We start from the raw sequence: 18,963 nt of genomic DNA, 5'->3' as shown, positions 1-18,963 counted from the left end.
AGATGAGTGAAAAAGAAAAAGTAGAAGGCTACGTAGAACACATTATTTTCCGAAATGAGGAGAACGGCTATACCGTCCTGAATCTGAGCATGAAGGGGCGCGAGCTGACATGCGTCGGCACGCTTCCGATGATCGGAGAGGGCGAGCTGATCGAGGCTTCCGGAGATTATATTGAACATGCTGCCTATGGAAAGCAGTTCCGCATTGAATCCTATGAGACGAAAGTTCCACAGGATTCTGTTGCATTGGAGCGGTATCTCGGTTCCGGTGCGATCAAAGGAGTCGGTGCGGCGCTGGCGGCAAGAATTGTGCGCCGCTTCGGTGACGATACGCTTCGGATCATCGAGGAAGAGCCGGAGCGCCTCGCGGAGGTAAAGGGAATCAGCGAGCGGAAAGCGCGTGAAATTGCACAGCAGGTGGCAGAAAAAGCCGAAATGCAGAATGCGATGATTTTCCTCTCGGGATATGGCATTGCACTGAATCTCGGTGCAAAGATTTATCAGCAGTACGGGGACAATGTGTACCGGATTTTAAAGGAAAACCCGTATAAAATGGCGGAAGATATCGCAGGCGTGGGATTTCGGACGGCGGATGAGATTGCCGGAAAAATCGGGATTGCCGTGGACAGCGAATTCCGCATCAAGAGCGGTCTTTCGTATGTGCTGAATCAGGCGACGGCAGAAGGCCATGTCTATCTGCCGGAACCGGTGCTGCTTCGGAGAGGGCAGGAACTTCTCGGCGTAGAACCGGAGCGGATGCAGAAATCTCTGCAGGATATGGCAATCGACAAAAAAACGGTCATCCGCGAGCTCCCGGCCGAACGGGAAGGGGATGAGCCGCTGCGGATTGTGTACGCCAGCCAGTATTATTATCTGGAACTGAGTACGGCGCGCATGCTGCATGAGCTGAATATTACATGCGAGGAAGACCGTGAGGCAATCGAAAAGCGGATCGGAAAGATCGAGAAAAAATATCAGATCGAGCTGGATGAGATGCAGAAGACGGCAGTCGTTGAGGCGGCATACAGCGGTCTTATGATCCTGACCGGAGGTCCCGGAACCGGAAAAACGACGACCATCAATGCGATGATCCATTATTTTGAGGCAGAAGGCCTCGACATTTTCCTGGCAGCGCCGACCGGAAGAGCGGCGAAACGAATGACAGAGGCAACTGGCTGTGAGGCATGCACGATCCATCGTCTTCTGGAACTGACGGGAAATGTGGATGACTCCTCGGCAAATGTGCATTTTGAGCGGAACGCAGATAATCCGCTCGACGCGGATGTCATCATCATTGATGAGATGTCGATGGTTGATATCCACCTGATGCATGCCCTTCTTTCCGCGATTGTGCCGGGAACAAGGCTGATTCTGGTGGGAGACCAGAACCAGCTTCCAAGTGTCGGCCCGGGCAGTGTCCTCCGGGATCTGATCCGTTCGGAATGCTTTCCGATTGTCTGCCTGACGCACATTTTCCGGCAGGCATCCCAGAGCGATATTGTTGTCAATGCACATAAGATCCATAATGGGGAAGAGGTTATACTGGACAATAAGAGCAAAGATTTCTTCTTTTTGAAACGGTACGATGTCAACGTGATCTGGAAAGTGCTGGTGACGCTGGTGTCCCAGAAACTGCCGCGTTATGTGGATGCCCGCCCGCAGGATATCCAGATTCTGACTCCGATGCGGAAAGGTGCACTCGGCGTGGAAAATCTGAATCAGATTCTGCAGAAATACCTGAACCCGCCCGCACCGGACAAAGCCGAGCGGGAAAATGGAGGTAATATCCTCCGCGAGGGCGACAAGGTCATGCAGATCCGCAACAATTACCAGATGGAGTGGGAAATCCGCGGCATCAACGGAATCGTGGCGGAGCGCGGTATGGGTGTATTCAACGGAGACCTCGGCATGATCCGGAGCATCAACCCGTATACCGAGGTGATCACTGTGGAGTTTGAGGAAGGAAAATTCGCAGACTATACGTTCAAACAGGCGGACGAGCTGGAGCTCGCCTACGCCACAACGATACATAAAGCGCAGGGAAGCGAGTACCCGGCGGTTGTGATTCCGCTGCTCGGCGGCCCGCGCATGCTGATGACGCGGAATCTTTTGTATACGGCCGTGACGAGAGCCAGAAAGTGCGTCACCATCGTTGGAAGTGATGTGACATTCCAGGCAATGATCGGAAATCATATCGAGGCGAACCGGTATACAACGCTCGCCAGAAGAATCTGGGAAATGCGGGAAGAAAACGCGTAAACACGTTTTTCCGGGGCATGGATGCGGCTGCATCCGGCAGAGTGGATAAGGGAAAGCGCAGGTTACATGAAAGAAAAAAATAAAACAGGAAACTGGCTTTTAAACGCAGTTTATCCGAGACGATGTCCCATCTGTGACGGACTGCTGTCACGTGAGGAGCCGTATCTATGCCGGAATTGTGTGGAAAAGATCCATCCGATTCTGGGCGCGCGGTGCAAAAAATGCGGGAAACCCGTGGGCAGTGAGGAAGAGTTCTGCCGGGACTGCAGCAGAACGAGGCACAGCTTCGACCGCGGTTTTGCGCCGTACGGTTACCACGGGGAACTTGAGGCTTCCCTGATGCGGTTCAAATATCATGAACGGCAGGAATACGCCGGATTTTATGCTCACGCGGCGTTTTTCTATGTGGGAAAGCAGATCCAGAGAAGAAATCCGGAGGTGCTCGTTCCGGTGCCGCTTCATCCGGCGAGACAGCGGCAGCGCGGCTACAATCAGGCGGAGGTATTTGCAGAAAAGCTGGCAGAAGAAATGGAACTTCCCATGAATGCCCGCCTGATCCGCCGTGTGAAAAAAACAAAACGCCAGAAAGAGCTTAGTCCCGCCGAGCGGCGGAAAAACCTGGAGGGAGCTTTTGCATTGGCAAAGCCGGGACAGATGAAATACTGCCGGATTCTTCTGGTAGATGACATTTTCACAACGGGAAGCACGGTTGATGCCATTGCGTCACTGTTGAAAGTGAATGGAGCAGAACAGGTGGATTTTGTTTGTGCGGCAATTGTAAAATAGTGTGTGAATATTTTGAGAATAGCTTTCCAATATCGGAAACATATGGTAAAATAAACATAATTTAGAACGGGAAGAGGAGACCAAGAGGCATGTTGGACGAAAAAAGGATTCGTCAGATGACAAAACTGGCTTTTTTCGAAAAAAAGAAGAAAAAAATGCCTTACGAATCGGCCGCTATTTTCGGAGTGATTACATCGGAAAAGAGCTTCTGAAAAATTTTTTTCTGGCTTCCATCGGATACATTCTGGTACTTGCGGTTGCAGTCTTATATCATATTGAATGGTTGGTGGACGAGATAGACACAATCGACCTGCAGTTTGCAGCAGGGTGTCTGATCGCGTCCTATCTGTGTTTTCTGGCAGTCTATTCCATTGCCGTGTATGTGATCAGCACGATCCGTTACCAGGGAGCACAGAAAAAGCTGAAATGGTATGGAAAAGAGCTGGATGACCTGCAGAACATGTATGAGGAACAGGAAAAAAGCGGGAAGAAATCCGGGCGCAGGAGGAAGGAAACATGACAGTATTGATTGAACTGAAAGAAAAATTAAAAGAGTTTTACGGCTCCTGCAGCGGAATCGTACTTCCGATTGTGAAATTTCTGCTCGCTCTTGCTGTATTTCGTGGTATTAATTCCAATCTCGGCTATCTGAAGATGCTGGACAGCATGTATGTGGTATTGATTCTGTCACTGATCTGCGCCATCCTGCCATTGAATGGAATGGTTTTCCTTGCAATGCTGGTGATCATCGGCCACTGCTTTGCACTTCACATGGTAATCGCGGGTCTTGCGGCGCTGGTTCTGCTGGTGCTCTGGTTTCTATATCTTCGCTTTGTGCCGAAGGATGCGCCGGCACTCCTTTTGACACCGCTCGCATTCTGGCTTCACGTGCCATCTGCTGTTCCGGTTGCCTATGGTCTTGCCGGCACGCCGCTCTCTGCATTTTCAGCAGCCTGCGGTGTCGTTGTCTACTATATGTGCGACATGATTCACGGAAAAATGGAGCCGCTGCTTCATGCGGCGGAAGCACCGGAGATCACGGCAGTCGTACAGGAATTTTTCAACGGCCTCTTCCGCAATGAGGAAATGCTGCTGGTTCTGATCGCCTGCGCACTGACCGTACTTCTTGTCAATGCAATCCGCCACAGCAGTGCGGACTATGCATGGCAGATTTCCATTGTGGCAGGTTCGGTTGCCTATGCGGTTATTATGATTGCCGGAAGCCTGGCACTGGATGTACAGATTGCACTCCCGATGGTTCTGATCGGGGCGGCGGCCGGCTGTCTGGTTGGATTTGTTCTGGAGTTTTTCCTGTTCGGTGCAGACTACACCCGGACAGAATACCTGGAATATGATGACGACGATTATTATTACTACGTAAAAGCCGTTCCAAAATTCAATGTGACAAAGGCACAGCGCTGTGTGACTTATATTCGGAATGAAAAGAAAAAAGAACCGGATCTGACAGACGAGGAACTCGATGCTCTGGCAAATCTTGGACATACAGAAGAATCCGGGAACAGCAGGGATCTTGATGAGATCGAGGAAAAAGAAGAAATAGAAGAAATAAACGAAACAGAAGAAATAAACGAAACAGAAGAAATTCAGGAAGAAGAAATTCCGCCGCTGGACGAGGGCGATTATCAGGATGTGGATTATAAGAGCATGCTGGAGGACACCTTAAAGGATCTTTAAAAGAATTTTGAAAATCAGAAGAAAACCGGCCGTGGGAAAAGAAAGGAAGTGACAGTGTGCGTGGCGTGTGGAACTGGATTGTCACAAGAACGGCAGACTACGGGCTGCCAAAACAAATTGAACTGATTGATATTGTGCAGATTCTGCTCATTGCATTTTTCGTCTATCACCTGATCCGCTGGCTGCAGAATACAAAGGCCTATACGCTGATGAAAGGTATTTTTCTGATTGGTGTCTTTGTCATCATTGCAAACGTGCTGAAAATGCAGACGATTCTGTGGCTGTTCGGAAACATCGGCGGGGCGGCGATCACAGCGGTTGTAATTATCTTTCAGCCGGAGCTTCGAAGAGTGGTCGAGCAGATTGGAGAAAAGAATCCGCTGTCTGCCATTTCTTTTGCGAGCGGCCAGGAGGAAAATGAACGGTTCAGTGACAAAACCATCAATGAACTGGTAAGGGCCAGTTTTGAAATGGGAGAAGTAAAGACCGGAGCGCTGATCGTCATCGAAAAGACCATCACCCTGGAGGAATATGAAAAGACCGGAATCCCGATTGACGGCGTTCTGACCAGCCAGCTGCTGATCAATATTTTCGAACACAATACGCCGCTGCACGACGGAGCCGTGATTGTACGGAACAACCGTGTCACGGCAGCAACATGTTACCTGCCGCTGTCCGACAACATGGATCTGAACAAGAATCTTGGAACACGCCACCGTGCAGGTGTCGGCATCAGTGAGGTGACGGATTCCTTTACGATTATTGTCTCCGAGGAAACCGGAAATGTGTCGTATGCTTCCGGCGGAGAACTCCACACGGCAGTAACACCGAGCGACCTTCGGGACCAGCTTCACAAAATCCAGAAGCTCGCGAAAAAACCGGAAGAGAAGAAAGGATGGCATATCCGCGGAATGCGTCAGAAAGTGGAGGGAGAGAAGAAATGAAAAAGAAAATTCTGAAAAAGCTTCTGAACAATCTCCCTTTGAAAATTCTTTCTATCCTGATTGCCATTGTAATCTGGTACGTTGTGGTCAGTGTGAATGACCCGATTGTGAAAGAGCGCTTTGATGTCCCCGTGCAGGTGACCAATGAAGCCTACATCGCAGCCGGAAAGAAAACATACCAGATTGAGGAGGAATACCAGACGGTCACAGTTACTGTCACGGATAACAACTCGGTTGTCAGCCGGCTGAAAGCATCGGATATCACCGTCACGGCCGATCTGACCCAGATTGTGACGATGGATACAAACCCGGTTTATGTGCCGATTAAGGCAACGTGCTCCATGGTAAAACAGGAAAAACTGAGCACAGTGACAGCAACGATCCCTGTGGAAATCGAGGATGTGGACAGCGAAAAATTCCCGATCACAATTGACGCAGGAAATACGAAACCGGCAAAAGATTACGAAGTGGGAACGATGACTTCCGATCCGGAGAGCATCACCATTTCCGGCCCGACGTCCCTGATCAATAAGATCAGCAGTGTGGTGGCAAAAGTAGATGTAACCAATATGCGGAACTCCGGAACCGTCACGGCGGATCTGATGATTATTGATAAAAACCAGGATGAGATGTCGGAATCCCAGATGGAATTTTTGAATTTCGACAGCGGCTCCCCGCAGGTGGATGTGGATATTGAACTGTGGCGCCGTGTATCCGGTATTAAGCTGAGTGCACTGTACAGCGGAACTCCGGCAGACGGCTATCAGATTAAAAATATCTATACCACACCGGAGGAAATCACCGTTGCCGGATCCGAGGAGGCACTTGCAAAGCTGGCGGATGAAGGCAATACGATTGAAATTCCGGAAGACTATACCTCCGTTGCAGGACAACGCTCCGATGTGGAGACGACGGTTGACTTAAGCGATGTTCTCGCCGATGTGACAGATCTGAAAGTATCCTCCAGTTCGTCTGCATCCGTTACCGTTCACGTAACGGTTATGCCGAATGAGAGCAGGGAATTTGAACTTGATGTCGATCAGATCGAGACGAGCAATCTTCAGTCCACTTATACCGTTCTGTATGATCAGACACAGCTTGCAATCCGCATTAAAGCATCGGACAAAAATCTGGCCAAATTAGATACTTCCCAGATCAACGCATCCGTAGATCTGAATGGAATGGGTGTCGGGGATTACGAGGTACCGGTAAAAATCACACTGCCGGATGGCTATGAGCTCGTAGACAGTGTCAAGACAACGATTCATATCAAAGAAAAAGCAGTAGCAAATAAAACGACAGGAACAAATTAGGAGGGAAACCAATGGTAAGCGGAAAAGTGACCGTGAAAAATCCAACCGGCCTTCATCTTCGCCCGGCCGGAACCCTGTGCAAACAGGCAATGCAATTTAAATCATCTATTACATTCCACTACGGAGATGGAAATACAGCAAATGCAAAGAGCGTCTTAAGCGTCCTTGGCGCATGCGTCAAATGCGGAGACGAAATTGAGCTGTTCTGCGAGGGAGAGGACGAGGAGGAAGCTCTGCAGTTCCTTGTCAATTCCATCCGGACGGGACTTGGGGAAGAACTGTAAGGAGAAAGAACAATGAAGAAATATGATTATGTTCTGGTTGGCGCCGGTCTGTATTCCGGAGTGATTGCTTATCTTGCCGGTCAGGCAGGGAAAAGCTGTCTTGTACTGGAACGAAGAGATCATACAGGCGGAAATATTTACTGTGAAGAAATCGAGGGAATTCATGTACACAAGTATGGAGCGCATATTTTCCATACTTCGAATAAAGAGGTGTGGCAGTTTGTCAATTCGCTGGCAGAATTCAACCGTTATACAAACTCGCCGATTGCCAACTACAAAGGCGAAATTTATAATATGCCGTTCAATATGAATACCTTCAGTAAAATGTGGGGAATCCGCACACCGGAAGAGGCGAAAACAATCATCGAAGAGCAGAGAAAAGCTGTTCCGGGAGAGCCGAAAAATCTGGAAGAGCAGGCGATCAAACTGGTTGGAAAAGATATTTATGAAAAGCTGGTTAAGGGTTATACAGAAAAGCAGTGGGGAAGAGACTGCAGTGAGCTGCCGAGCTTTATCATCAAACGGCTTCCGGTGCGCTTTACGTATGACAACAACTATTTCAATGACCTTTATCAGGGAATTCCGATTGGCGGTTATAACGTTCTGACAGAGCGGCTTTTTGAAAAAGCGGATGTACAGACAGGTGTTGATTTTCTGGAAGATAAAGAAAAGTACCTGGCGATGGGTGAGACGGTGATTTACACCGGAGCGATTGATGCGTTTTACGATTATGCACTTGGCAAGCTGGAATACCGTACGGTGCGCTTTGAAACAGAAGTGCTGGATACCGACAATTATCAGGGCGTGGCTGTAGTAAACTACACCGATCGGGAGACACCGTATACGCGTGTGATCGAACATAAGCATTTCGAATTCGGAACCCAGAAAAAGACCGTCATTTCCAGAGAGTATTCCACCGACTGGAAAGAGGGGATGGAGCCGTACTACCCGGTGAATGATGCCAGAAACCAGGAACTTTATCAGAAATATGCCGCACTTGCGGAAAAAGAAGAGAAGGTTATCTTTGGCGGAAGACTTGGAGAATACAAGTATTACGATATGGACAAAGTCATTGAGGCTGCACTGAACCAGTGGGAGAAAATGCAGCGGTAGGAAAAAGAACTGCAAACGGAAATCAATCAAAACGGACTGCACACTTGACAGCAGCCCGTTTTTTGACTATATTATAAACGATATCCGGCTGAAAAATACCGGAAAATAAGAAAATGAAAGAGGTCGTTATGAGAAAAGAATATGATGACGAGGATGAAATCCCGGAAAGACGCCATTCCTCAGGAAAGAAAAAGAAGAAATTCGGCTGGGTTAATGTGCTCACCATCCTTCTCGTAGTTGTACTGGTTGTGCTCGTCGGTGTCTATGCTGTAATCAATCACTATTACAGCAAGAGTAACTACGTAAGCGATGATAAAATCACGATCAATAAATCCACAGAGGTTGAGACCGAAAGTACCGGGCTGACCGATGAGGAGACGGATGCCCTGCAGTCTGAGATTTTAAATGAGACACAGGACATTGAACTTCCAAACAACAATAACGTGTACAACATTCTGCTGATCGGTGTTGACCGTCGTGACAAAACGTGGTATGGAAACTCAGATTCCATGATTCTGTTATCCGTCAACAAAGATACAAAGCAGATTCACATGACATCCTTTATGCGTGACCTGTATGCAAATATTCCGGATGTCGGTGTAAAGAAGCTGAACGCAGCCTGCGCATACGGCGGCGGCCCGCTGGTTGTCCGTACCATTGAAGACAACTACAAGCTGCCGATTGATAACTACGCAAGCGTTGACTTTGATTCCATGATCGATATCATTGATGCCGTCGGCGGAATCGAGCTTTCCCCGAGTGATGATGAGGTACGTGTGGCAAACAACTATATCAACGAAATGTGCAAGCTTCGCAATGCAGATGCATCCGCACATCAGTATACGTCAAGCGGCGATCAGCACGTGGACGGTTATCAGGCGGTTGCATATGCACGAATTCGTTACGTCGGAAACTCGGATTATCAGAGAACCGAGCGCCAGAGAGAGGTATTAAGCAAAATGATGCAGGAGATGAAATCTTCCAGCGTAACAGAACTGAGCGCGCTGGCAGATACCATTCTTCCGAGTGTCACCCATAACATCGATCAGTCTACACTGATGACGCTGATCGGCGAGCTGCCGACGATCCTCTCCTATGAGATTGTACAGAGCCGTGTACCATACGATGATCTGTACTCCAGCAAGGGTGAGATGCTTGTTCCGGATTTCTCGGCAACCATTTCCAGACTTCAGACAGAAATCTACGGATCTACTACCGTAAACGAATAAAAAAGAAACAAATGAAAAACCTCCTGTATCCGGCAAGAAAACCGGAGCCGGGAGGTTTTTTCTGCCCGAAAAACCGGAAAAAACCATAAGAAATTTGTAAGGTATTTTACCGGCGGATAACTTGAAATAGATGGAAAAATGTAGTAAGCTATAAATTGTATAAGAGTAAAAAAATGGGAGGATGAATAAGAATGAAAAGAAAGTTTCTGGCCGCAGCCGTACTTGGCGTCATGGTAAGTGTTACACCAGCCGGTGCATATGCAGCTTCTACAGAAACCAGTCCATTACCGGTAAATTCGGAAAGTGATACTGTAGCTCAGGACGAAGACGAAGAAACGACTCCGACTCCGGCGCCAACTGAGACCCCAGAGGTTACACCGAGTGAGACTCCGGCTCCAACCGAAGCACCGACCGCAACACCAACCGTAACACCAACTGAGACCCCTTCCGAGACACCGACGCCGAGCGCAACTCCGGCTCCGGAAGTAAGTAATCTGAAGGAAGGCTGGAACAGCGTTGAAAGAGATGGAAAGAAACAGTTTCAGTACGGAGTTCTGGATGAGAATAATAAGGTGGTAGCTGCTACCGGACCAATAGAAATCGACGGTGTCGGTTATGTGTTTGATGAAAACGGCTACATGCTGACCGGTGAAGTAGAACTTACGGATAAAGATGGAAAAACCGGAACCTACTACTTGGATACAGAAGGGGAAGATCCTGCAAAAGACGGACTTGGTTCGATGCAGCAGGGTATCTGTGAAGGAAAAGTATTTGCACCGGAACTGAAAAGAAATGAACTTGTTACACTTGAATTTAATGATGGAAGCGTAGACGATTACTATGCGGATGAAAACGGCTATGCCATCTGGAGCAAGACCCAGAAGGTAGGAGATAAAACATATCTGTTTGGCGATGACGGCACCCGCGTAAAAGAGGCAGGTTTCCAGACTGTTGTCGATGAAAAAGGGGTAACGCATACCTACTATCTGAATGCAGACAGCACCGTATCTCTTGGAAACCACACCGTATATCAGCAGGAAGACCGTACCGTAAGCTGGCTGACAGTAGGTTCTACCTGGTATCTGGTAGATGCAGAAACTGGAGAACTCCTTTCCGGCTGGCAAAAGGTAGATACAGCAACCTACTATATGAAACCAGGTTCCTTTGATGCGAACGGAGACATGAAAGACGGAAGCTCGAGATGGAGACCGGCAATCAGAAAAATAAATCCGGCTGGGCTGAAATTGATGGAAAATGGTACAGCTTCCGAAGCTGGGGCGGCGTACGAATCGGCTGGTTCAATTACGATGGAAATAAATATTATCTCCACGAAGACGGCCATATGGAAGACAATGCACTGAATCTGAATGGAACCTTGTACTTCTTCCGAAGCTGGGGCGGTATGCGCGTCAATGATGTTGCTGAATATGAAGGCAATTATTACTATGTCGGAGCTGACGGAACCGTTTCGACCACAACTGGCTGGAAAAAAATTAAAACCGCAACTCAGACGATCTGGTACTGGGCAACGGCAGACGGCGGAAAACTGCTGACGAATTCCTGGCTGGATTACAATGGAAACAGCTATTATCTGAAAGCCGATGGAAAAATGGCTTTTAATGAGTGGCTGGATAACACCTATTACTTCCGCAGCTGGGGTGCGGCCTACAAAAACGCATGGGCAAAAGTCAACAATGTATGGTATTATTTTGACGGAAACGGAAAGAAATATACCAGCGGCTGGCTGACCTACAAAGGAAATAAGTATTATCTGAAATCCGATGGAACCATGCTTGCCAATGAATGGCTCGATGGAAAATACTACTTCAAGAGCTGGGGTGGTATGTATAAAAACGAATGGGGCAAGTCCGGCGATACCTGGTACTGGTTTAATGCAGATGGAACCAAACGGACGCAAAAAGGCTGGTTCCTCTATGATAAAAATTATTATTATCTGGATAAAGATGGAAAAATGCTGACCGGCTGGGTTTACCATGACGGTAACTATTATTACATGAAGAGCTGGGGCGGCATGGCACATGACGAGTGGATTCTTCATGATAAGAACTGGTACTACTTCAAGAGCTGGGGCGGCATGTACCATGATCAGTGGCTGACACTGAACGGTTCTCAGTATTATTTCCGCAGCTGGGGCGGAAGATATCAGAACTGCACAGCTACGATCAATGGAAAACAGTACAAATTCGATGCTTCCGGACGCAGAATCACGGAAGGATGGGAGTACATCGGAAAATACCGCCGTTACCGCAAAGCAGACGGTTCTCTGATGGAGGATGTGACAAGCATCTTCAATCCGTCATCCAAATACATCACAGTAGACAGAACCCGCGGACGTGTCACCATTTACGGCTATAACAGTGCAACCGGTTCTTACGATACCCCGATCAAATCAATGATCTGCTCCGTAGGAAATCCAATCAGTTACACTGCAGCAGGAACATATAAAATCGGCTGGCAGTTGAAAAAGAAGCAAATGAGAGGTGAAGATTATGTGTGCTGGGCACCATATGTATCACAGATTTATGACGCTGTTTACTTCCATGGCGTAGCAAGCAGCACACCGGATCTGAATATGATCTCTGCCGTAGACTTCAATTCCCTGGGATCACCGATGTCACATGGTTGTGTCAGACTGACTGCAATCGATGCAAAATGGATTTATGATAACGTCAGCAGCGGAACAACGGTCCGCATTGGCGACAATCTGGATTATCCGCTGACAAACCCGACCCGTTATACCTGGACAGGCGGTGCTTTCGGAAGCGATCCGACATATCGATAAAAAATAGAACAGGAATACCTGTATGAGAAAATCCATCGGGGCAGCAGTGCCGCCGATGGATTTTCTGATAAGAAGACATCGGCCATTTTACAGGAAAGGAAGACAGATACGATGGAATTACAGGAAAAGAAAAAGAACCGGACAGAACAGAAAACAGATATGCAGAATAAGGAAAAGGCATTGCTTACCCAACTTGACGAGATTGCAAAACAGGATCTCTGTCTGGCATTCTCCGGCGGTGTGGACAGCAGTCTGCTGCTGAAGCTTGTCATGGATGCATCTGCAAAATATGGAACAAAGGTTTATGCAGTAACCTTTCAGACACGGCTGCATCCGCCCTGCGACCTGGAGACAGCGACAAGAGTAGCAAAGGAGGTTGGCGCTGTTCATGAGGTCCTTTTTGTTGATGAGCTGGAGCAGGAGGCAATCCGTTACAATCCGGAAAACCGCTGCTATCTCTGTAAGCACTATCTATTTGGGAAACTTCTGGAATTTGCCCGCGATCACGGTGTCACCCAGGTACTCGACGGAACAAATGAGGATGACCTTCATGTCTACCGGCCGGGGCGAAAAGCGCTGAGAGAATATGGTGTCATCAGCCCGCTTGCAGCGTGTCATGTGACAAAAACAGAGGTAAAAGCACTTGCTGCAAAGTACGGCGTTTCCGTAGCACACCGTCCATCCACTCCATGTATGGCGACACGCCTTCCCTACGGGGCAGAAATTAACTATGACGTTCTGGATCGGATTGCGGACGGCGAAGCATGGCTTCATACGCTGTTCGGTGCGGAAGAGAATCTCCGTCTGCGTGTACATGGCGATGTGGTGCGTCTTGAAATCTCACCGGAGCGTATGGGGGAAGTGCTTGAGAAGAGAGAAGAAATGATTGCATATCTGAAAAAGCTCGGCTTTTCTTACCTGACGATGGATCTGGAAGGGTTCCGTTCCGGCAGTATGGATGAGAAAATAACACAGAAAGAGGAAACAAAATGAAAGCAATTTTAAGTGCGGACCGCAAATGGGGTCTGGGATATCAGGGACGGCTGCTGGTAAGTATTCCGTCTGATCTGCGGTTCTTCCGTGAAACTACGATGGGACACGTTGTCGTGATGGGAAGAAAGACACTTGCTACACTACCGGCAGGGCAGCCCTTAAAAGGCAGAACGAATATTATTTTAAGCCGTGATCCGGAATGGACTGTCCGCGGCGCAACCGTTGTCCACAGTATCAAAGAGCTGATGGAAGTATTAAAGCCGTATGAGGACGACGATATTTATGTTGCGGGCGGCGGAGAAATTTACCGTCAGCTTCTCCCATACTGTGATACGGCATACGTCACACGAATTGACATGACGTATCAGGCGGATACCTTCTTTGAGGATCTTGACGAATCACCGGATTGGGAGATGGTAGAAGAGGGTGATGAGCAGACCTGCTTTGATATTGAATTTTATTTCACGGAATACCGAAGAAAGAATGAAAAGGCAGAACGCCCGAGATAAGGGTAAGACAGGACGTAAAAAACGGAGAAACCACAGAAAAAGCGGCTTCTCCGTTTTTTTCATATAGGATACAAAAAGTATCAGTGCTGTCCGCCTGCAGAAAGCTCCAGCATTTTTTTCTTAATATCATTTTCGAGCTGTACCAGCTCAACTTCAGCGGCGGCACGTTTCTGGCGGCCGTCCTCCTGAATCTTCATCACTTCATCGAGGGTAGAGATCAGGCTCTGGTTCGTCTGTTTTAGGTTTCCATATCGACGATACCGCGCTCAGATTCTTTTGCAGTCTCGATCGTTGCCATCTTCAGATTCTCCGCATTCTTTTTCAGAAGCTCATTTGTCATATCCGAAACCTGGCGCTGTGCTTTGGCAGCTCAGTCGAGTGATGAACGCCGAGTGCAATGATCATCTGGTTTTTCCAGAGCGGAATGGTGTTGACGAGTGTGGATTGGATCTTTTCGGCCATTACAGAATCGCTGTTCTGAATCATGCGGATCTGCGGCGCTGTCTGGATCGAAACCATACGGGTCAGTTCCAGATCATACAGTTTCTTCTCAAATCGGTTGCAGAGATCTTCGAGATCCTTGGCAGCCTGTGCATCTTCGGCCTTTCCGGTCATCTGCGCTTTATTCTGCAGATCACGGAGTTCTGTGGAACGTACCAGCTCCAGCTTTTTCTTTCCAGCGAGAATGTACATGGTCAGCTCTTTAAAATAATTCAGGTTCTGTGCATACATCTGATCCAGAATGGCAATGTCTTTCAGAAGCTGCCGCTGGTGGCCGTCGAGCACGTCACAGATTTTATTGACATTCACCTCTGCCTTGTCATACTTCGCTTTCATTGCATTGATTTTGTTCGTGCTTTTCTTAAAGAAAGAGAATGGTCCCTTTTCTTCTTCTGCGTCAAACGTTTTCAGCTCTGTCACAACAGAGGTGAGCAGATCGCCGATTTCCCCGAGATCTTTGCTTCTGACGTTCTCCAGCGTTTTCTCGGAGAAGTCTGCCATTTTCTTCTGTGCACCGGCACCGTACTGCAGAATGCCGTTTGTATTGGCAAGATCAATCTGGGAAACAAAGGCATCCACCATGGCTTTCTGTTCGTCGGACAGAACAGAATCATCCATGACCTCTTTCTTTTCTTCCGGCTGCTGTACCGGAAGTTCCGGTTCCGGCTCCGGAGTGCCGAAACTTAAGCTTGGAATTTCAGTGGTGTCCTTTACAAAATCATTCATGTTTTCTATTCTCCTTTTCTTCGGTACGGAAACGTAACCGGTGATTTGATTTCAATTGTATAGCTTTGAATAGTTACATGTGAAGCGGCTCAATATCCTGCGTTGAAGGACCTGCCTGATTTGTCAGTCCCTCCTGCGCCAGCATCGTCTGCAGAACAGAGATATCAGAAGAAATATCCCATGCCGTTGTCTGGAACAGATCATCAAGCAGCTTTTCGAATGCGGCATTGATGGTATCCAGTGTGTCCTCGATTTCCTTCTTGGTTCGGAGGATATTGTCGCTTTGAATTGGTTCGTTCTCAAAGGAACGGTAAGCGTCGAGCAGCTTCCAGGTTGTCGGCATATAGTAATCCATAAATTTCCGCAGGGCGGCGGCTTCTTTTGGGCGCTTTTTTGCCTCCTCGAGAATCCGGGTAACAACCGTTTCGAGACGACTCAGCTTGGCTGTGATGACTTCACCCGGCAGATCCAGGTTGCACTGATGGATCTTCTGAATATACGATTCACATTCTTCCAGCATCTGCTGGTATTCCGGCGTTACACCGGAGGCCTCCAGCTGTTCACGTGCTTTCTGCTCAGCAATCTGCTGTTCCTTCTGGCTGGCGAGCATTGCGCGGTACTGGTCGTAGCAGTCATTTGTCACCATCAGACAGGTACCATTCTCGTCGAGGTGGCCCTGGCGCAGCATGGATTTATCAATCATGGTCGTAATATCGGTCAGAAGCTCACCTTTCTCACAGTGCATACTGTCGCAGAGTTCTTTCGTGGAAATATATTCCTTTGTGCCGATCAGCGTACAGATCTGGCGGAAATGGCGGACCAGACGCCGGTTTTTACTTCCCTTTTTCAGAAGAATGCCGCCGCCGATGGTAAATGCGGCAAAAATAAGAGAAGGAATCAGCGCGCTGTTGTCTGGACCTGCAAATAAGGAATAGAGACTAAGCGCTGTGCAGCAGCCGAACAGTCCGGTGACACCCCAGCCGGCGGCCGTCTGAAATCCGCCGACAAGTGCAAGATCGGTGGATGGCATAAAGCGCTCGCGCAGTACACGGCGTTCTTGTATGCGGCTGTTCCATTCCGTATTCTGGGGGGTCTGCCAGGTATGGGAAGGTTTGGGAACCGGGTTCGCGCTCTTACCCGGCATCGTGCCTCCCGGCCCGTAGGAATAGTGATGCGGTCCGGTCTGCTGCGCTGTATTATTATGGGAAGAATGCTGGCTGCTGTAGGAAGTATCTGCGGAATAGCCGCGGGACGGCTCCTGTGTGCCATTTGCACGGAATGGTCCCTTCCGGTTTGGGTAGACAAACTGGTTGATGGTGTCTGAAATCTTCCGGTTTAATTCCTGAAAATCCTGAGAATTTACAGCGTTATCCACAAGCTTTCCAATACTGTCGCCGACATCCTTTAAATCATCTTCAAAACTCATGACAGTTCCTTTCTGATGAGGTACTTTTTCTGTGTACCGTTTTCCATTTATTATACAATGCGATTGGAAATCTTACAAGCATACAGTGCTTAATTTTCTATGAAGCTGGAGCTGACGGGAATGGTTACAGTTCACAGGAAATGATTTTGTTTTTGGATGAGTTGAAAGAAAGCAGTAACTATTATATACTAAAGAATATCGAATGTCAGAAAAAATCAAATCAGAATAAAGGGGCCGCAATACTAAATGAATAAAAACGAAATTATCCAGATACAGGGAATGGAATATAAAGAAATGACAAAACAGCTTTTGAACAAATGTGCCTTAGCTACGCTCATTCCTTCGAAGGTCAGTCTCATCGGTATTAAGCCAAATCTGGTAGCACCTGTCCCGGCGGAGTTTGGAGGGACGACACATCCGGAGGTGGTTGCGGGGATCATCGAATATCTTCAGGAAAACGGATTTACTAACCTTCAAATCATGGAAGGCTCCTGGGTGGGAGATAAGACGGAGGAATCGTTTGAGGTCTGTGGATACCGTATGCTTTCGGAACAGTACGGCGTTCCGCTTATCGATGCGCAGAAGGAAAAAAGCATGCCGGTGCAGTGTGGTGATATGGAACTTCAGATTTGCGAATGTGCGAAAAAGGTGGATTTTATGATCAATGTCCCAGTCATGAAAGGCCATTGCCAGACTAAAATTACCTGCGCACTGAAAAATATGAAAGGTCTCTTGCCGAATAAAGAAAAACGTCATTTTCATGCCATGGGACTTCATCGGCCAATTGCGCATCTGGGGCTTGGGATTCATCAGGATTTTATTTTGGTGGATAATATCTGCGGAGACCTTGACTTTGAGGATGGCGGTAATCCGTTTATTATGAATCGCCTTTTCGCTGGGTTAGATCCGGTGTTGATCGATGCATATGTCTGCGCGGAACTGCATTATAAGCCAGAAGATGTCCCGTATGTCAAAATGGCAGAAGAGTTGGGCGTGGGCAGCGCTGATCTCACACGGCTTTCAAACCGCCAAATTGGCGAAATTGGTGAAAAAAGAGTGATTCCGGAAAAACGGAAGATCGTGGAACTGCAGGATGCCGTAGAGGAAGTTGAGTCCTGCAGTGCCTGCTACGGCTATCTGATCCCGGCGCTCGAACGGCTGAGGGAGGAAGGACTGCTACCGGAACTCCACGAAAAAATCTGCATCGGGCAGGGATACCGGGGAAAGAGCGGGGCGCTTGGTGTGGGAAGTTGTACTTCAGGGTTTAAATACAATCTGAAAGGCTGCCCACCGACCGATGAGCAGATGTATGAATTTTTGAAGCAGTACATTGCAACTAGACGAAAAACAGAAGCAGAAAAATAGCAACAGAGGAGAGAGTAAATGAAAAAAGCAGTCAAAGCCATTTTAAATGTATTGTCCTACGGCGGAATTGAAGTAGAATCCGCCCGTCGGCTTGCCGATATCAAGAAGCTGGATCCGATCCGTATTTTTCTGCGAAAATTGGATATGGAAATATATAATGGGGACTACAAGGTTCCGATTCGGCTGTTCTTCCCGGATGAAAAAATGGAGGAGCATGGTGCAAAAGAAGCGATTCTGTTCTTCCATGGCGGCGGCTGGACAACCGAGAGTGTGGAGACATACGACCGTGTCTGCGCACGCATGGCGCAGTCGACGGGGCAGATTGTTGTATCGGTAGAATACCGTCTTGCACCGGAGCATCGTTTCCCGACAGGCTTAGAAGACTGCTACGCCGCCGCCCAGGCAATGCTGCGCGGGGAGATTCTGCCGGAGGTAACGCCGGAAAATGTCACGATCATGGGCGACAGCGCAGGAGGAAATCTTGCGGCTGCGGTCTGCCTGATGGCGAGGGACAAAAAAGAACTGCTGCCGGGGAAACAGATTTTGATTTATCCGGCGGTGAATTCCTGTTACACAGAGAAATCACCGTACAAATCCGTGAAAACCAATGGAACCGGATACCTTCTGACCAGTGTCAAAATGGAAGATTATGTAATTCTGTATCAGCGGACCGAAGAAGACCGCAAAAATCCGTACTTTGCACCGGTGCTGGCAGAAAATCTGCAGGGACTGCCGGACACGCTGGTACTGACGGCGCAGTACGATCCGCTGCGCGATGAGGGCGAGGATTATGCGAAAAAGCTGAAAAGGGCTGGCAATCTGGTTGAACATCATCGGATCAAGGGCGCATTGCACGGCTATTTTGCGCTTGGCATTGAACACCTATATGTGCAGGAAAGTTTTCAGTATATGAATGCATTTTTAAGGAAAGAAAAACAGCAGAAAAATGCAGACGAAGAACTGGAAAACATAGCAGCAGTGAAGAAACAATTGACACACGGGAAGGCGTAAGGAGGCA

At 48.2% G+C, this 18,963-nt stretch carries 16 protein-coding genes and 1 pseudogene; 15 read left to right on the top strand and 2 right to left on the bottom strand.

Annotated features, from left to right (window positions below; translation table 11 throughout):
• The first annotated feature begins 2 nt into the window (after positions 1-2).
• From recD2 to DWZ60_RS02935, 13 genes are all read left to right on the top strand, one after another.
• Positions 3-2,258: an SF1B family DNA helicase RecD2 gene (gene recD2, locus DWZ60_RS02990; RefSeq protein ID WP_119221222.1), complete on the top strand. Its 2,256-nt coding sequence runs from the start codon at positions 3-5 to the stop codon at positions 2,256-2,258.
• A gap of 66 nt (positions 2,259-2,324) precedes the next feature.
• Positions 2,325-3,044 (top strand): ComF family protein, encoded by a 720-nt coding sequence (locus DWZ60_RS02985; protein WP_158576291.1) that lies wholly within the window; start codon positions 2,325-2,327, stop codon positions 3,042-3,044.
• A 286-nt stretch (positions 3,045-3,330) separates the two neighbouring features.
• On the top strand, positions 3,331-3,564 hold the full coding sequence (locus DWZ60_RS02980; protein ID WP_119188535.1) for a hypothetical protein: 234 nt from the start codon (positions 3,331-3,333) through the stop codon (positions 3,562-3,564).
• Positions 3,561-4,739, top strand: a complete 1,179-nt coding sequence (locus DWZ60_RS02975; protein WP_117761052.1) for a hypothetical protein — start codon at positions 3,561-3,563, stop codon at positions 4,737-4,739. The genes DWZ60_RS02980 and DWZ60_RS02975 overlap by 4 nt, the downstream gene beginning before the upstream one ends.
• A 56-nt stretch (positions 4,740-4,795) precedes the next feature.
• Positions 4,796-5,683, top strand: a complete 888-nt coding sequence (gene cdaA, locus DWZ60_RS02970; RefSeq protein ID WP_022462228.1) for a diadenylate cyclase CdaA — start codon at positions 4,796-4,798, stop codon at positions 5,681-5,683.
• The gene (locus DWZ60_RS02965; protein WP_158576289.1) at positions 5,680-6,996 is read left to right on the top strand and encodes a CdaR family protein; all 1,317 of its coding nucleotides are present in this window, start codon (positions 5,680-5,682) and stop codon (positions 6,994-6,996) included. Before cdaA ends, DWZ60_RS02965 begins: the two co-directional genes overlap by 4 nt.
• 11 nt (positions 6,997-7,007) lie before the next feature.
• Positions 7,008-7,280 carry an HPr family phosphocarrier protein gene (locus tag DWZ60_RS02960; RefSeq protein ID WP_022462230.1) on the top strand — a complete coding sequence of 91 codons (273 nt, stop codon included), beginning with the start codon at positions 7,008-7,010 and terminating at the stop codon, positions 7,278-7,280.
• Positions 7,281-7,292: 12 nt separating this feature from the next.
• On the top strand, positions 7,293-8,393 hold the full coding sequence (gene glf, locus DWZ60_RS02955; protein ID WP_117801481.1) for a UDP-galactopyranose mutase: 1,101 nt from the start codon (positions 7,293-7,295) through the stop codon (positions 8,391-8,393).
• Positions 8,394-8,521: 128 nt separating this feature from the next.
• Complete coding sequence (locus DWZ60_RS02950; RefSeq protein WP_022462232.1) at positions 8,522-9,622, top strand: LCP family protein; 1,101 nt, start codon at positions 8,522-8,524, stop codon at positions 9,620-9,622.
• Between the two features lie 191 nt (positions 9,623-9,813).
• The gene (locus tag DWZ60_RS17785; protein ID WP_243038188.1) at positions 9,814-10,983 is read left to right on the top strand and encodes a hypothetical protein; all 1,170 of its coding nucleotides are present in this window, start codon (positions 9,814-9,816) and stop codon (positions 10,981-10,983) included.
• Positions 10,866-12,425, top strand: coding sequence for a L,D-transpeptidase family protein (locus tag DWZ60_RS02945; RefSeq protein ID WP_243038190.1), 1,560 nt, complete (start codon positions 10,866-10,868; stop codon positions 12,423-12,425). Before DWZ60_RS17785 ends, DWZ60_RS02945 begins: the two co-directional genes overlap by 118 nt.
• A gap of 111 nt (positions 12,426-12,536) precedes the next feature.
• Entirely contained in the window at positions 12,537-13,418 is an 882-nt protein-coding gene (gene larE / locus DWZ60_RS02940) for an ATP-dependent sacrificial sulfur transferase LarE (RefSeq protein WP_330410110.1), read from the top strand.
• Complete coding sequence (locus DWZ60_RS02935) at positions 13,415-13,927, top strand: dihydrofolate reductase (RefSeq protein WP_055218639.1); 513 nt, start codon at positions 13,415-13,417, stop codon at positions 13,925-13,927. Before larE ends, DWZ60_RS02935 begins: the two co-directional genes overlap by 4 nt.
• Before the next feature lie 80 nt (positions 13,928-14,007).
• On the opposite strand, the pseudogene DWZ60_RS02930 reads toward DWZ60_RS02935, so the two are convergent.
• A pseudogene (locus DWZ60_RS02930) lies at positions 14,008-15,154 on the bottom strand (toxic anion resistance protein).
• A gap of 73 nt (positions 15,155-15,227) precedes the next feature.
• Positions 15,228-16,580, bottom strand: coding sequence for a 5-bromo-4-chloroindolyl phosphate hydrolysis family protein (locus DWZ60_RS02925; RefSeq protein ID WP_118595090.1), 1,353 nt, complete (start codon positions 16,578-16,580; stop codon positions 15,228-15,230).
• Between the two features lie 246 nt (positions 16,581-16,826).
• On the opposite strand from DWZ60_RS02925, the gene DWZ60_RS02920 reads away from it, so the two are divergent.
• Entirely contained in the window at positions 16,827-17,945 is a 1,119-nt protein-coding gene (locus tag DWZ60_RS02920; protein WP_118595091.1) for a DUF362 domain-containing protein, read from the top strand.
• An 18-nt stretch (positions 17,946-17,963) separates the two neighbouring features.
• Positions 17,964-18,956 carry an alpha/beta hydrolase gene (locus DWZ60_RS02915; RefSeq protein WP_117761068.1) on the top strand — a complete coding sequence of 331 codons (993 nt, stop codon included), beginning with the start codon at positions 17,964-17,966 and terminating at the stop codon, positions 18,954-18,956.
• Positions 18,957-18,963: the final 7 nt, after the last annotated feature.

Source organism: Blautia sp. AF34-10, from assembly GCF_003477865.1.
GTDB lineage: Bacteria > Bacillota > Clostridia > Lachnospirales > Lachnospiraceae > Fusicatenibacter > Fusicatenibacter saccharivorans.
Note: the sequence above shows the minus strand (reverse complement) of the source record. Positions and strands in the feature narration are given on the sequence as shown.

Coding starts and splice junctions, on each gene's coding strand:
- DWZ60_RS02985 (WP_158576291.1), top strand. CDS start 2,325: ATGAAAGAAAAAAATAAAACAGGAAACTGGCTTTTAAACGCAGTTTAT.
- DWZ60_RS02935 (WP_055218639.1), top strand. CDS start 13,415: ATGAAAGCAATTTTAAGTGCGGACCGCAAATGGGGTCTGGGATATCAG.
- DWZ60_RS17785 (WP_243038188.1), top strand. CDS start 9,814: ATGAAAAGAAAGTTTCTGGCCGCAGCCGTACTTGGCGTCATGGTAAGT.
- recD2 (WP_119221222.1), top strand. CDS start 3: ATGAGTGAAAAAGAAAAAGTAGAAGGCTACGTAGAACACATTATTTTC.
- glf (WP_117801481.1), top strand. CDS start 7,293: ATGAAGAAATATGATTATGTTCTGGTTGGCGCCGGTCTGTATTCCGGA.
- DWZ60_RS02920 (WP_118595091.1), top strand. CDS start 16,827: ATGAATAAAAACGAAATTATCCAGATACAGGGAATGGAATATAAAGAA.
- DWZ60_RS02915 (WP_117761068.1), top strand. CDS start 17,964: ATGAAAAAAGCAGTCAAAGCCATTTTAAATGTATTGTCCTACGGCGGA.
- DWZ60_RS02965 (WP_158576289.1), top strand. CDS start 5,680: ATGAAAAAGAAAATTCTGAAAAAGCTTCTGAACAATCTCCCTTTGAAA.
- DWZ60_RS02975 (WP_117761052.1), top strand. CDS start 3,561: ATGACAGTATTGATTGAACTGAAAGAAAAATTAAAAGAGTTTTACGGC.
- larE (WP_330410110.1), top strand. CDS start 12,537: ATGGAATTACAGGAAAAGAAAAAGAACCGGACAGAACAGAAAACAGAT.
- DWZ60_RS02960 (WP_022462230.1), top strand. CDS start 7,008: ATGGTAAGCGGAAAAGTGACCGTGAAAAATCCAACCGGCCTTCATCTT.
- DWZ60_RS02950 (WP_022462232.1), top strand. CDS start 8,522: ATGAGAAAAGAATATGATGACGAGGATGAAATCCCGGAAAGACGCCAT.
- DWZ60_RS02925 (WP_118595090.1), bottom strand. CDS start 16,580: ATGAGTTTTGAAGATGATTTAAAGGATGTCGGCGACAGTATTGGAAAG.